The sequence below is a fragment of the Paraburkholderia sp. SIMBA_053 genome (assembly GCF_046534895.1).
GTDB classification, from domain to species: domain Bacteria; phylum Pseudomonadota; class Gammaproteobacteria; order Burkholderiales; family Burkholderiaceae; genus Paraburkholderia; species Paraburkholderia caledonica.
This window is the reverse complement of record NZ_JAWRXU010000008.1, coordinates 141,929-153,739: the sequence shown is the minus strand read 5'-3', so window position 1 is coordinate 153,739 and position 11,811 is coordinate 141,929. Positions and strand designations below refer to the sequence as shown.

Annotated in this window: 12 protein-coding genes; 3 read left to right on the top strand and 9 right to left on the bottom strand. The window is 64.8% G+C overall.

What is annotated here, in order from left to right; genetic code table 11:
* Positions 1 to 31 precede the first annotated feature (31 nt).
* The 4 genes from SB753_RS23290 to cobU form a co-directional block, all read right to left on the bottom strand.
* A complete protein-coding gene (locus SB753_RS23290; protein WP_410802041.1) occupies positions 32 to 910 on the bottom strand; it encodes a cobalamin-binding protein in 879 nt (292 codons plus the stop codon).
* Positions 911 to 1,045: 135 nt separating this feature from the next.
* Complete coding sequence (gene cobD / locus SB753_RS23285) at positions 1,046 to 2,137, bottom strand: threonine-phosphate decarboxylase CobD (RefSeq protein WP_410802129.1); 1,092 nt, start codon at positions 2,135 to 2,137, stop codon at positions 1,046 to 1,048.
* Between the two features lie 4 nt (positions 2,138 to 2,141).
* Positions 2,142 to 3,077, bottom strand: a complete 936-nt coding sequence (gene cbiB / locus SB753_RS23280; protein ID WP_020065173.1) for an adenosylcobinamide-phosphate synthase CbiB — start codon at positions 3,075 to 3,077, stop codon at positions 2,142 to 2,144.
* On the bottom strand, positions 3,077 to 3,631 hold the full coding sequence (gene cobU / locus SB753_RS23275) for a bifunctional adenosylcobinamide kinase/adenosylcobinamide-phosphate guanylyltransferase (RefSeq protein WP_087751575.1): 555 nt from the start codon (positions 3,629 to 3,631) through the stop codon (positions 3,077 to 3,079). Before cobU ends, cbiB begins: the two co-directional genes overlap by 1 nt.
* A gap of 348 nt (positions 3,632 to 3,979) precedes the next feature.
* On the opposite strand from cobU, the gene SB753_RS23270 reads away from it, so the two are divergent.
* Positions 3,980 to 5,440, top strand: coding sequence for a cobyric acid synthase (locus tag SB753_RS23270; RefSeq protein WP_410802127.1), 1,461 nt, complete (start codon positions 3,980 to 3,982; stop codon positions 5,438 to 5,440).
* Positions 5,441 to 5,536: 96 nt separating this feature from the next.
* Here SB753_RS23270 and SB753_RS23265 read toward each other — a convergent pair whose 3' ends face one another.
* Positions 5,537 to 5,956, bottom strand: coding sequence for a PaaI family thioesterase (locus SB753_RS23265; RefSeq protein WP_088172956.1), 420 nt, complete (start codon positions 5,954 to 5,956; stop codon positions 5,537 to 5,539).
* 234 nt (positions 5,957 to 6,190) lie between these two features.
* Here SB753_RS23265 and SB753_RS23260 point away from each other — a divergent pair, with 234 nt between their 5' ends.
* A complete protein-coding gene (locus SB753_RS23260; RefSeq protein ID WP_020065177.1) occupies positions 6,191 to 6,829 on the top strand; it encodes a ParA family protein in 639 nt (212 codons plus the stop codon).
* A 237-nt stretch (positions 6,830 to 7,066) separates the two neighbouring features.
* Here SB753_RS23260 and panD read toward each other — a convergent pair whose 3' ends face one another.
* The 4 genes from panD to SB753_RS23240 all read right to left on the bottom strand — a co-directional run bounded on the left by panD (position 7,067) and on the right by SB753_RS23240 (position 9,587).
* Positions 7,067 to 7,453, bottom strand: coding sequence for an aspartate 1-decarboxylase (panD, locus tag SB753_RS23255; RefSeq protein ID WP_008924033.1), 387 nt, complete (start codon positions 7,451 to 7,453; stop codon positions 7,067 to 7,069).
* Positions 7,454 to 7,469: 16 nt separating this feature from the next.
* Positions 7,470 to 8,303 carry a pantoate--beta-alanine ligase gene (panC, locus tag SB753_RS23250; protein ID WP_087751364.1) on the bottom strand — a complete coding sequence of 278 codons (834 nt, stop codon included), beginning with the start codon at positions 8,301 to 8,303 and terminating at the stop codon, positions 7,470 to 7,472.
* A gap of 205 nt (positions 8,304 to 8,508) precedes the next feature.
* Complete coding sequence (locus SB753_RS23245) at positions 8,509 to 9,384, bottom strand: segregation and condensation protein A (RefSeq protein ID WP_410802038.1); 876 nt, start codon at positions 9,382 to 9,384, stop codon at positions 8,509 to 8,511.
* Between the two features lie 17 nt (positions 9,385 to 9,401).
* Complete coding sequence (locus tag SB753_RS23240) at positions 9,402 to 9,587, bottom strand: DUF3460 family protein (RefSeq protein WP_007175923.1); 186 nt, start codon at positions 9,585 to 9,587, stop codon at positions 9,402 to 9,404.
* A gap of 351 nt (positions 9,588 to 9,938) precedes the next feature.
* On the opposite strand from SB753_RS23240, the gene SB753_RS23235 reads away from it, so the two are divergent.
* Complete coding sequence (locus tag SB753_RS23235) at positions 9,939 to 11,786, top strand: autotransporter assembly complex family protein (RefSeq protein WP_310354453.1); 1,848 nt, start codon at positions 9,939 to 9,941, stop codon at positions 11,784 to 11,786.
* Positions 11,787 to 11,811 lie beyond the last annotated feature (25 nt).

The window sequence follows — 11,811 nt, the reverse complement described above, 5'->3', positions numbered from 1 at the left end:
TCGGCTCAGGCGTTAATGCACGTTAAGCCCGTTATTGCGCGTTTTGCCTGACGCGCGAGCGAGCGAGATCCAGGTCCTCGCACATCTGCTTCGCCCCTAGCGCGATGCGCGGCGCGGGGCGGTTGATGAGGTCGCCGTCGATCGAAAACAGATTGTTATTCGCCACCGCCGACAGACGCGGCCATGCGCGCCACGCGCCGAGCTGAGGCAAGGTCGTGTCGGGCTTCGTCGCACCGGGCGCTGCCGTGACGATTGCCTGCGGATTCGCCGCGAGCACGGCTTCGGTCGAAACGGTGGGCACGAGCGGTTGCAGTTTCGCGAACACGTTGCGCCCGCCGCATAGCTCGATAACATCGCTGACCATATGCTCGCCGTTGAGCGTCATCAACGGTTGATCCCACACCTGATAAAACACGCTGACTGCTGGCCGGTCGGCGTACTGCGCGCGCAGGCGCGCAATGTCCCGACGATATGCGGCGGCGGCTGCATCCGCGGTAGGCGAGGTGCCGAGCAATTCGCCGAGCTTCGTCAACGAGACGGCGACATCGTCGAGATGATGCGGCTCGCTGAAGAACAGCGGTATGTGCAATTCGCGCAGACGATCCAGCTGGCGCTGTGCGTTACCGTGCCGCCACACCACGATAAGGTCGGGCTTCAACGCGACGATGCGTTCGAGATCGAGCGACTTGTTGTCACCCACGCGCGGCAGTTGCTGCGCCTGTGGCGGATAGTCGCTGTACGACACGGCACCTACTATCTTCGCACCGCCGCCGGCCGCGTAGAGCAGTTCGGTGATATGCGGCGCGAGGCTGATCACGCGTTGCGCGGGTGCGGGCAGCGTGAGCACGGCGCCCGTGTCGTCGGTCACGGCGATGCCCGCTTGCGCGCGCAACGCGATGGCGAGCAGCATGACGGCGAGAGCGGGGCGGAGCGATCGTGCAGACAAATTCATTGGGTCGAACGTCGAGTTTTACGTTGGGTGGATCGGTGCGCTGCCCTGCATTGCATTGCAATGCGATGTGGGCAGTTTGCGCGCGTCAACGGTTCAGGCCGGTCGCGTTGCGTCGATCGTGTCGACTGCCGCGCGCAAGGCGTTGGCAAGGCGCGCCCATTCGTCTTCGCTCGCGGGCAAACCGAAACGCACGCTGCCTGACGATGAGAAAAGCCGCGTCCACACGCCGCGCGTGGCCAATGCCTCGTGCAGGGCTGCGGCACGTGGATCGTCGGTCCAGGCGAAGAGCGGCGTGCTGCGGGTACGAATGCCATGACCTTGCAGCAGATCGACGAGGCGCGCGCTGTCCGCTTCGAGCCGTGTGCGCATCTGCTGTTGCCAGGCGTGGTCCAACAGCGCCGCCCTCACGGCATGACGCGCGGGACCGCTGACGGTCCACGCGCCGAGCACGCGGCGCAAGCTGTCGAGCAGCGCGGGCGCGGCAAGCACGAAACCGGCGCGCACGCCCGCAAGTCCAAAGAACTTCCCCGGCGAACGCAACACGATCAGACCGTCGCGATCCGTAAAGGCCGCTAGCGAAGCGTCGGGCATCGTATCCGCGAAGGCTTCGTCGACGAGCAGCGTGCCGCCGCGCGCGCTCAATTGCGCGTGCCAGGCGAGCAGCTTCGAAGCGCTCAGATGCCCGGCGGTCGGATTATTCGGATTCACGACCGCCACATGCGTGAGCGAATCGGGCAGTACATCCCACGAGATATCGAGCGGCACCACGCGATGCCCGCCCCGCTCGAACGCAGGCGCATATTCGCTGTAGGTGAGCGGCGCGACGCCGGCTACCGCGCGCGGCAGCAACGCCGGCAACGCGCGAATCGCCGCCTGGCTGCCTGCTACCGGCAACACATGCGCCGCGTCCGGCGCGCCGTAGTAGCGCGCGGCGCACTCGGCGAGGTCGTCGCCTTCATCGGGCAGGCGGCGCCAGGCGTCGGCGGGAACGGGCGGCACCGGATAGCCGTGCGGATTGATTCCCGTCGACAGATCGAGCCACTCCGGATACGGAATGCGGTAGCGCTCAGCCGCTTCGTGCAGATTGCCGCCGTGCACGATCGTTGCACCGGATGACGCGCATGCAGCCGGCGCTTCACCGGCGTGTCCCGGCTCGATATGTTGAAGTGAGCGCAACTCGTCCATTCGTTCAGACATGCAAGGGCACGCTCAGCAAGGCGAGCACGATCAGCACCGCGAGCCACAAAATCACCGTACGCTCGACCAGCATGAGCGCGGCCGTGATGTGAGCGGCTTTCGCGGGATGCCCGAAGCCGAGCGTGGGCCGATGTTCGAGCGCGCCGTTATAGACCGCGGGACCGCCGATCAGCACGTTCAGACTGCCGGCGCCCGAGGCCATGACCGGCCCCGCGTTCGGACTGTCCCAGCGCGGCGCCTGTTCGCGCCAGCAACGCCACGCGGTGCGCGTGTCGCCGAGCAGCGCATAGCTCGCGGCGGTGAGGCGTGCGGGAATCCAGTTGAGCACGTCGTCCAGTCGCGCGGCCGCCCAGCCGAAGCGCAGATAGCGCGGGGTGCGGTAACCCCACATCGCGTCGAGGGTGTTGGCGAGGCGAAATCCGAGCGCGCCCGGACCGCCCGCGATCGCGAACCAGAAGAGCGCGCCGAAGATCGCGTCATTGCCGTTTTCGAGTGCGGATTCGACGGCGGCGCGCGAAAGTGCGGCTTCGTCGGCATTGGCCGTTTCGCGCGAGACGATCCGCGCCGTCAGCAGGCGCGCTTCCGCGAGATCGCGATGCGCGAGCGCCCGCGCGATGGGCTCGATATGGTCGTGCAGGCTGCGGGCCCCGAGCGCGAACCACAGCAAGGCAACGTGCACTGCGCAGGCGGCGAAAAACGGCAGCACGGCGACGAGCCACCACGCCACCAGCACCGGCGGCAGCACGGCAAGCGACCATGCGAGCAGCCCCTTGAGCCGCAAGCGCCGTCCGCGGTTGTAATGCGCTTCGAAACGCGCCGCCCATTTGCCGAAAGCCACCAGCGGATGCGCGCCGCGCGGTTCGCCGAACCAGCGGTCGACGGCCACGCCCGCGGTCGCGAGTGTCACGACAAGAGGAAGCGAAAGCATCACGCGCCGCCCGCAGTTTTGAGCGCGAGCGGCAGGCCCGCGACCATCATGGTGGCCTGCGTGGACAGGGCTGCGACGCGCTGATTCAGGCGCCCGAGTTCGTCGACGTAAAGGCGCGTTGCCGCGCCGAGCGGCACCACGCCGAGGCCGATTTCGTTGCTGACCGCGATGATCTTGCCGCGAGCGCCGGCAAGCGCGGCTTCCAGTTCTTCGATGCGGGCTTGATATTGATCGGGCGGTAGGCCTTCGCCATCGGCGGGACATAGTAGGTTCGCGAGCCATAGTGTCAGGCAGTCGATCAGCGTGCAATGCCCCGGCGCGTCGGCTTGCCTGATGGCGGCGGCGAGATCGACGTCTGCTTCGAGCAAATGCCACTGTGCGGGGCGCCGCGCACGATGATGCGCGATGCGCGCGGTGAATTCGGCGTCGCCGGTCATGCGTGCCGTGGCGATGTAGGTCACGGGCAGCGCGCTTTGGGCGGCAAGCTGCTCGGCGTGCACGCTCTTGCCTGAGCGCGCGCCGCCGAGAACGAAGGTGAGGTCGCGGGAAATCATCGCGTGATTGTACCGGCGTGCAGCGCGGGCTGGCGCGATGGGATAATGCCGCGGTTGGCGAGCAAGGGTGGTGGATACTAATGCCGGGCAGCGGCGGTTACCGGTAATGGCGGACGTGATTCCTGGCCGCGATGCGTGACCATCATCTGGCGCTCAGGTTGCTGCGGTCGTTCCTGCGTTATTGGTGTTCGACTCTCGCTCAATTGGGCGCGGGCGCGCTGTCTGCCTGTCGTTTGCCTCTTGTGTTCGCCTGCCGCTTTAATCGTCCTTTCCTTCGCCGAGTCCGACATTTCCGTGACCATCCATTCGATCTCGCATGACGCCGTACCCGTGCCGCGCGGCACACTGATGATCCAGGGCACCACGTCCGATGCGGGCAAGAGTACGCTGGTCGCCGGTTTATGCCGGCTCGCGCGGCGCGCCGGTGTCCGGGTCGCGCCGTTCAAGCCGCAGAACATGGCGCTCAACAGCGCAGTGACCGTCGACGGCGGCGAGATCGGGCGCGCTCAGGCGTTGCAGGCGGTGGCCGCCGGCATCGCCGCGCATACCGATCTGAACCCCGTGCTGCTCAAGCCCACGAGCGATCGCGGCGCGCAGGTGATCATCCACGGCAAGGCGCGCATGAATCTCGACGCCCGCGCGTATCACGAGTACAAACCCGTCGCTTTCGAAGCGGTGCTTGCGTCCTACGCGCGGCTGCAAGCGGCGTATGACACGATTTTCGTGGAAGGCGCGGGCAGCCCGGCCGAAATCAATCTGCGCGAGCGGGATATTGCCAACATGGGTTTCGCCGAAGCCGTCGACTGTCCGGTCGTGCTGGTGGCGGACATCGACCGGGGCGGCGTTTTCGCGCATCTGACAGGAACGCTTGCGTGCCTGTCGGCGAGCGAGCAGGCGCGTGTGCGGGGTTTCATCATCAACCGCTTTCGAGGCGATATCGGACTGCTGAAGCCTGGTCTTGACTGGCTCGAGGCAAAGACCGGCAAGCCGGTGCTGGGTGTCGTCCCGTATCTGCATGGCCTCACGCTCGACGCCGAGGACATGCTGCCGCCCGAACTGCGCGCGGCGCAGCGCGGCGACGCCGCGCGCACGTTGCGTGTGGTCGTGCCGGTGCTGCCGCACATCAGCAACCACACGGATTTCGACGCACTGCGCGCGCATCCACAGGTCGATTTTCATTACGTGCGAAGCGGCACGCCGCCGCCGCCCGCGGATCTCATAATCCTGCCGGGTTCGAAGAACGTGCGCGGCGATCTGGCGTTTCTGCGTGCGCAGGGCTGGGACGCGGTGCTGCAACGGCACTTGCGCTACGGCGGGCGCGTGATCGGCATATGCGGCGGGATGCAGATGCTCGGGCGCGAGGTTGCCGATCCGCACGGCGTGGAGGGCGCGCCGGGAACGTCGGCGGGCCTTGGCTGGCTCGACTATTCGACAGTGCTGACGCGCGAGAAGACGCTGAAAAACGTGACCGGCCGCCTCGCGTTGCCGGGCTCGCCGGAGGTGGGCGGTTACGAGATTCATATGGGCGAGACGCAAGGACCGGCGCTGGAATCGCCGGCGCTGTGTCTTGGGGCGCCGGGCGAAGCGCGTCCAGACGGTGCAATTTCCGCGGATGGCCAGATCCTCGCGACATACGTGCACGGCCTCTTCGACACACCGGCTGCGTGCGCCGCGCTGTTGGCCTGGGCGGGACTGAGCGACGCAGACGCAATCGACTACCCGGCGTTGCGCGAAGCGTCTCTGGACCGGCTCGCCGACACGCTGGCTGAACACCTGGATCTGGTGAGCTTGATGGCTGCGGTGGCTTGACGGCCGGACTCGCCCGCGTCGCGATCGCGTTCTGCGAAGAACTATCGTGGCGAAGCGGACTTCGCGTCGCGCTGTTGGCGATGTCCCGCGGTCCTATCAATACAGCACGATCTGCGTGCAGCGGAACAGGGCGATCGTCTTGCCGTCGGGACCGGTGACGGTCGCATCCCAAACCTGTGTGCTGCGGCCAAGGTGCACGCCCTTCGCCACCGCGCGGATCGTGCCCTCGGTCGCCGTGCCGAGAAAGTTGCTTTTGAGCTCGACTGTCGTGAAATTGCGTGCCGTTTCCGGCAGGTGGGCAAGACACGCATAGCCGCAAGCGGTGTCGGCGAGACCGATTACCGTGGCTGCGTGAAGAAAGCCGTTCGGCGCGAGCAGTTCTTCCCGCACGGTCAATTCCGCAGTTAGCGCGCCTTCGTCCAGCGACAGCACATGCACGCCCAGCAAGCCTGGCAGCTTGCCCTTCTGGCGTTCGTGCAGTCGTTCCACGGTGTATTCCGGCCGGAGTTTGCTCATTGGATTAGCTTCCTGGAAAGGTTAAATCGGCGATGCAAGGCGACCGATTAGCCGTTCGGGGGCTTCGGCCTCGCTGCATTTGTCGATATTATCAACGGCTGGATCGGCGCACGGACTCGAATCTGTGCAAGTCGGGGCGCCGACATGACAACAGGTACAAACCAAAAGCAGAAGGTTCAGGGCAGAATGCGGCGGACCGGCCGGCGTCGTCCTGGCTTCATTCCGGGAGTATTCATGACGGTAATCGTGGTGGCGAATCCGAAGGGCGGCGTGGGCAAAAGCACGCTGTCGACCAATCTGGCCGGCTATTTCGCCGCAACCGGCGAGTGGGTGGCGCTCGCCGATCTCGACAAGCAGCAGTCCGCGCATGCGTGGCTGTCGTTGCGGCCGGACACGCTGCCGGCTATCGAAACATGGGAAGTCAACCCCGAGACGCCCGCCAAACCGCCAAAGGGCCTGGAGCACGCGATCATCGACACCCCGGCGGGTTTGCACGGCAATCGCATGAATATCGCGCTGGATCTGGCCGACAAGGTGATCGTGCCGCTGCAGCCGTCGATGTTCGATATTCTGGCTACGCAGGAATTTCTGGAGCGTCTCGCGAAGGAAAAAGCCGTCAGGAAAGGTGCGATCGAGATTGGCGTGGTGGGGATGCGCGTCGATTCGCGCACGCGTTCGGCTGAGCAGTTGCACCGTTTCGTCGAGGGGCTGAAGCTGCCGGTGCTCGGCTATCTGCGCGACACGCAGAACTACGTGCAGCTGGCGGCCCACGGCCTCACCTTGTGGGACGTCGCCAAAAGCCGCGTGGAAAAGGATCTGGAGCAGTGGCAGCCGATCATCGAGTGGACGAATGGCGCCGGTAAGAAGGGGTGAGGGCGGGGTGTTGGTGAGGTTTGCGCCGGCTTTGCAACGTTAGAACTGACGTGAGCGGACCCGAACTGCCCTGAGCACGGGAGCCAGCCGTGGCGATCAGGCGGAATTCCGCGCCATCAGCGCCCCCACCGCGAGGCAGCATGTCCGCCCGCTTCGATAGGGTGTGGCGCCGAGCCGGGGGTAATAACCCCAGCCAAGCTGAGCCCCCGTTACAAAAAACTCAGGCGAGCGCGTCGCTCAATTCCAGGCCTGCGTTGGCACGTGATCGCGGCTGCCCTTGATCTTGTTGTTCTCGTCGACGAACACGAGGTCGGGCTTCCAGCCTGCCTTCAACTCCGCTTCGTCGACCACCGCGAAGGCCGCGATGATCACCAGGTCGCCCAGTTGCGCGCGCCGCGCGGCCGAGCCGTTCAACGAAATCATGCCGCTGCCGCGCTCGCCCTTGATCGCATAGGTCGAGAAGCGCTCACCATTGTTGATGTTCCAGATGTCGATCCGTTCGTTTTCGACGATGTTCGCCGCTTCGAGCAAGTCTTCGTCGATCGCGCACGAACCTTCGTAGTGCAGTTCGCAGTGCGTGACCGCGACGCGGTGAATCTTCGACTTCAGCATGTTGCGTTGCATAGTGTTCCAGACGGCTTCAGATTTCGAGGTTGTCGATAAGACGGGTCGCACCGAGCTTGGCGGCGGCCAGCACGACGAGTTCCGCGTTCGCGTCTTGCGGACCCGGCGGCAGCAGATTCGAGCGCTTGCGCACTGCGATGTAGTCAGGCTGCCAGCCGCGGGCGGTCAGCGACGCCATCGCCGCGCGCTCCAGCGCCGTGAAGTCGCGCTCGCCTGCGAGCACTGCGTCGCGCACGCGATTGAGCTCGGCGGCCAGCATCGGCGCCTCGGTGCGCTCGTCCGGCTGCAAATAGCGGTTGCGCGAGCTGAGTGCAAGACCGTCGGTATCGCGCACCGTCTCAGCCGCGATGATGTCGGTCGGCACCGCGAATTGCTGGCACATGCGGCGCACGATCATCAGCTGCTGGTAGTCCTTCTTGCCGAACACCGCCACGCGCGGCTGCACGCACGACATCAGTTTCATCACGACGGTGCACACGCCCTGGAAAAAGCCCGGCCGGAATTCGCCTTCGAGAATGTCGCCCAGATCGTGCGGCGGGTGTACCCGGTATTCCTGTGGCTCGGGATAGAGGTCGCGCTCTGTCGGCGCGAAAAGCACGTAGACGTTTTCTTTCTGCAGCTTTTCGATGTCCGCTTCCATCGTGCGCGGATATTTGTCGAAATCCTCGTTCGGCCCGAACTGCAGACGATTGACGAAGATGCTCGCCACCACCGGATCGCCGTGCTGGCGCGCGAGGCGCATCAGCGACAGATGGCCCTCGTGCAGATTGCCCATGGTCGGCACAAAGGCAGTGCGATTCTGGCCGCGCAACTGGTCGCGCAATTCATGGATCGAGCTGATGACTTTCATGATCGGACAGGGATTCCTCGCGCGGCGCGAGACTGGGTTGACGCAAAGGCCTCAGGCGATTGCGCGGCCCGCCGCCTCACTGGTAATGACAGGTTCGGAGCGCGGGATTGTAGTGGATTTGGCCGCCGGACGCACCGAAACGAGGCCTGATGGCCGTTTTTTGGAGCATGAAGCCCGGCCCGCTGCGCCGCAACCGGTTTTCGCTTCAGGCCGGCAAATAGGCGAGGCGCACGTAGATAGGTGCGAACGGCTCGGCCTGAGTAATTTCGACGAGAGATTCGCGGCACAACTCGAGCATTGCGATGAAGTTGACCACCACGACCGGGACACCCTTGCTGGTGTCGAACAGGTCGGAAAATTCGACGAAGCGCGCGTTCTGCAGTTGCCGCAGGATCGAACTCATATGCTCGCGCACAGACAGTTCTTCACGCGAAATTTTGTGATGCTGGACGAGCTTCGCACGCTTGATCACGTCGGCCCACGCGGCGCGCAGGTCCTCGCTGTTCACGTCGGGAAAACGCGGCGTGATGCTTTGCTCGATGTAGACCTCGGCGCGCAGGAAGTCGCGCCCGAGTTGCGGCAACTGGTCGATGCGCTGCGCGGCGAGCTTCATCTGCTCGTATTCGAGCAGGCGCCGCACCAGTTCCGCGCGCGGGTCTTCGGCTTCCTCGCCGCTGTCGGCTTTCTTGACGGGCAGCAGCATGCGCGACTTGATCTCGATCAGCATGGCGGCCATCAGCAGATATTCGGACGCGAGTTCGAGATTGGTCTGGCGCAACTGGTCGACATAGCCGAGGTATTGCACCGTGACATCCGCCATCGGAATGTCGAGTACGTTGAAGTTCTGCTTGCGGATCAGGTACAGCAACAGATCCAGCGGGCCCTCGAACGTTTCGAGGAACACTTCGAGCGCGTCCGGCGGGATATACAGGTCGGTCGGCAGCTTGAAGAGCGGCTCGCCGTACAGGCGTGCGAAAGCAATGCCGTCGACGGTGTCGGGCGTCGAATCGGTGGCGGGCGTGGCAAGCGCGGCGTCGGACGGAGCCTGCGGCGCGCTGTGTGCCTCGTCGGCGGGATTCATTGGTTGCGGGGAGCCGCTCAGAAGTTCTGGTAGTACGAGTAAGGCGTCTGTTCGACGCGCGAAGCTTTCTGCTCGGCGCGCTCTTCCAGGTCGATCGGCTGCTTGTCCCACAGCAAGGCCCGGCCGCGACGTTGCTCGGCTTCCAGGTTGGGCTTCTGCTGCTTGAGCTGGTTCAGGAACTGGGTGATGTCCGATTGATACATGGCTCGACGTCCGTGGTTGGGGCGTGGTTGGGCAAATGGCGGCTTCGCCGCGGTGGTCTTCGCGCGGCTGCCGCTGCTATTCCGCAATTTTAGCGCATGCGCCGCGCGCGGTCGAAAAAGCGAGCCGGCGGCTGACGCATCGTCTGCGAAATTGCGTCCGGCGCGGACAGCCGGAACCCGCGCGCCGCGCAGCGCGTCAAAGGCGGGCGCGTGCGCCTCGTGCCATGCGCCGCGCGGGCGTTGGCGGGCGCGTTTAGAGATAGCGCGGCGCCGCCGATGTGGTCAAATAGCGAGCTTCGGCGGCACTGCGCCCGAACGACAAAATTCATCAACCATGGCCGGAGGTCCTGTTTGGCGGGGTGTGCGATCCAACAGCCGCGCGGGCGGCGCAGCAAAGCCGGCGGGGGCCGCGGCGTTTCTACGTCAATGCGTACGCCAATGCGGCGCTGGCTGCGCGCGTGGCTCGCCCTCGGCATCCTGATGCTGACGCTGGCTGGCGGTCCCGCATACGCGGCGCGCGCGGCGGCGAGCTACAAGGTCGATGTCGAAGCATCGCCGCGCTCACTGCGCAAGCTGCTGGAAGAACACCTGGACATTGCGCGGTTCGCGAAGCGTCCCGACATCAGCGACGACCAGTTCGAGTTTCTGATCACGGCCACGCCCCAGCAGGTGCGCGATCTGGCCGCCACGCAAGGTTACTTCACTCCGATCGTGCGCACGGACGTGCGTACTGTCGAGAAAACCAGGCATGTGACCGTCAACGTCGATCCCGGCCCGCAAACGGTCATTACCTCCATTTCCCTGTCGTTCCGCGGCCCGGTGCTGACCGAGGACCCGGCGCAGGAAAACGCCGCGCGCTTTGCATTTTCGCTGCACGAGGGCGACCCGTTTTCGCAGGCCGGCTGGGACGACGCGAAGAACGCGTCGCTGAAGGCGTTGCAGGCGCGCCGCTATCTGGGCGCGAAGATCTATCACGCCGAGGCGCGCGTCGATCCACGTACGCACGAGGCCACGCTGTCGGTCGCGTATGAAAGTGGGCCCACCTTCACAATGGGCAAGCTGGACGTGTCGGGCACACGGCGCTATCCGGAACAGATCGTCGAGAATGTGAATCCGATTTCGGTGGGCGACGTCTATGACGTGCAGCGCATTACCGAATTGCAGCGGCAGTTGCAGAACACGCCGTATTACGCGAGCGTCGCGATCGACGTGGACAGCGATCCGGCAAAGCCGGTCGAAACGCCGCTGCATGTGAAGGTATCGGAGTATCCGTACAACAGCATTCGCGGCGGCGTCGGCTATTCGACCGACAACGGCGCGCTGGTGCAGGGCGCGTACTCGTATCTGAATACGTTCGGCAAGGCGTGGCCGTTCACCATCGACGGCCGGGTCGATCAGGTCCAGCAGTACGGCCAGGTCCAACTTGCCATGCCGCCGGGACATCGGGGGTGGACCAATAGTGTGCTGGCGTCCTACACGACCACGGACGTTTCCGACACGCGTATCTACAGCATTCGCGGTGGTGTGCAGCGTACTCGCACGTCGCAGTTCATCGACTACACGTATGCAATCCTGTTCTATCAGGACCGGCTCGACCAGAACGTGGGCGAGCCGACCACGAGCCGCGCGCTGGTGCCGTCGTGGTCGTGGACCCGGCGTAATACCGACGACCCGCTGTTCCCGCGCAAGGGCAACCTGATCCACGTCGAGGCCGGTTTCGCGGTAAAGGGTGTGCTCACCGACCAGACGTTCATCCGCGGCTACGCGCGTGGCCAGCAGTACCTGCCGATCGGCAAGGAAGACCTCATGGTGTTTCGCGCGGAGCTCGGCGGCGTATTCACGAGCGGCAGTTCGAGCGGCATTCCGGCTTCGCTGCTGTTTCGGGCGGGCGGTTCGAACTCGGTGCGCGGCTATTCCTACCAGAGCATTGGTAACAACGTTCAGGGTTCGGTATTGCCGACTAAATATCTGGTGACGGCTTCAGCGGAATACCAGCACTGGTTCACGCACGACTGGGGTGCGGCGGCCTTCTTCGACGTCGGCACAGCAACGGACACCTGGGGCGAGAAAACTTTTTTCCCGGGCGTGGGCGTCGGCGCGCGCTGGCGCAGCCCGGTGGGCCCGGTCAATGTCGACGTGGCATACGGCATCCGCAACAGAAGTGTGCGGCCCTATCTGACGCTCGGTATCGCCTTCTGATGCGCACCTCCTTGTACACGAACCA

Bases quoted from the DNA above. Each gene is read 5' to 3' on its own strand.
- SB753_RS23290 (WP_410802041.1), bottom strand. From the start codon at position 910: ATGCTGCTCGCCATCGCGTTGCGCGCGCAAGCGGGCATCGCCGTGACC.
- cobD (WP_410802129.1), bottom strand. From the start codon at position 2,137: ATGGACGAGTTGCGCTCACTTCAACATATCGAGCCGGGACACGCCGGT.
- cbiB (WP_020065173.1), bottom strand. From the start codon at position 3,077: ATGCTTTCGCTTCCTCTTGTCGTGACACTCGCGACCGCGGGCGTGGCC.
- cobU (WP_087751575.1), bottom strand. From the start codon at position 3,631: ATGATTTCCCGCGACCTCACCTTCGTTCTCGGCGGCGCGCGCTCAGGC.
- SB753_RS23270 (WP_410802127.1), top strand. From the start codon at position 3,980: ATGATCCAGGGCACCACGTCCGATGCGGGCAAGAGTACGCTGGTCGCC.
- SB753_RS23265 (WP_088172956.1), bottom strand. From the start codon at position 5,956: ATGAGCAAACTCCGGCCGGAATACACCGTGGAACGACTGCACGAACGC.
- SB753_RS23260 (WP_020065177.1), top strand. From the start codon at position 6,191: ATGACGGTAATCGTGGTGGCGAATCCGAAGGGCGGCGTGGGCAAAAGC.
- panD (WP_008924033.1), bottom strand. From the start codon at position 7,453: ATGCAACGCAACATGCTGAAGTCGAAGATTCACCGCGTCGCGGTCACG.
- panC (WP_087751364.1), bottom strand. From the start codon at position 8,303: ATGAAAGTCATCAGCTCGATCCATGAATTGCGCGACCAGTTGCGCGGC.
- SB753_RS23245 (WP_410802038.1), bottom strand. From the start codon at position 9,384: ATGAATCCCGCCGACGAGGCACACAGCGCGCCGCAGGCTCCGTCCGAC.
- SB753_RS23240 (WP_007175923.1), bottom strand. From the start codon at position 9,587: ATGTATCAATCGGACATCACCCAGTTCCTGAACCAGCTCAAGCAGCAG.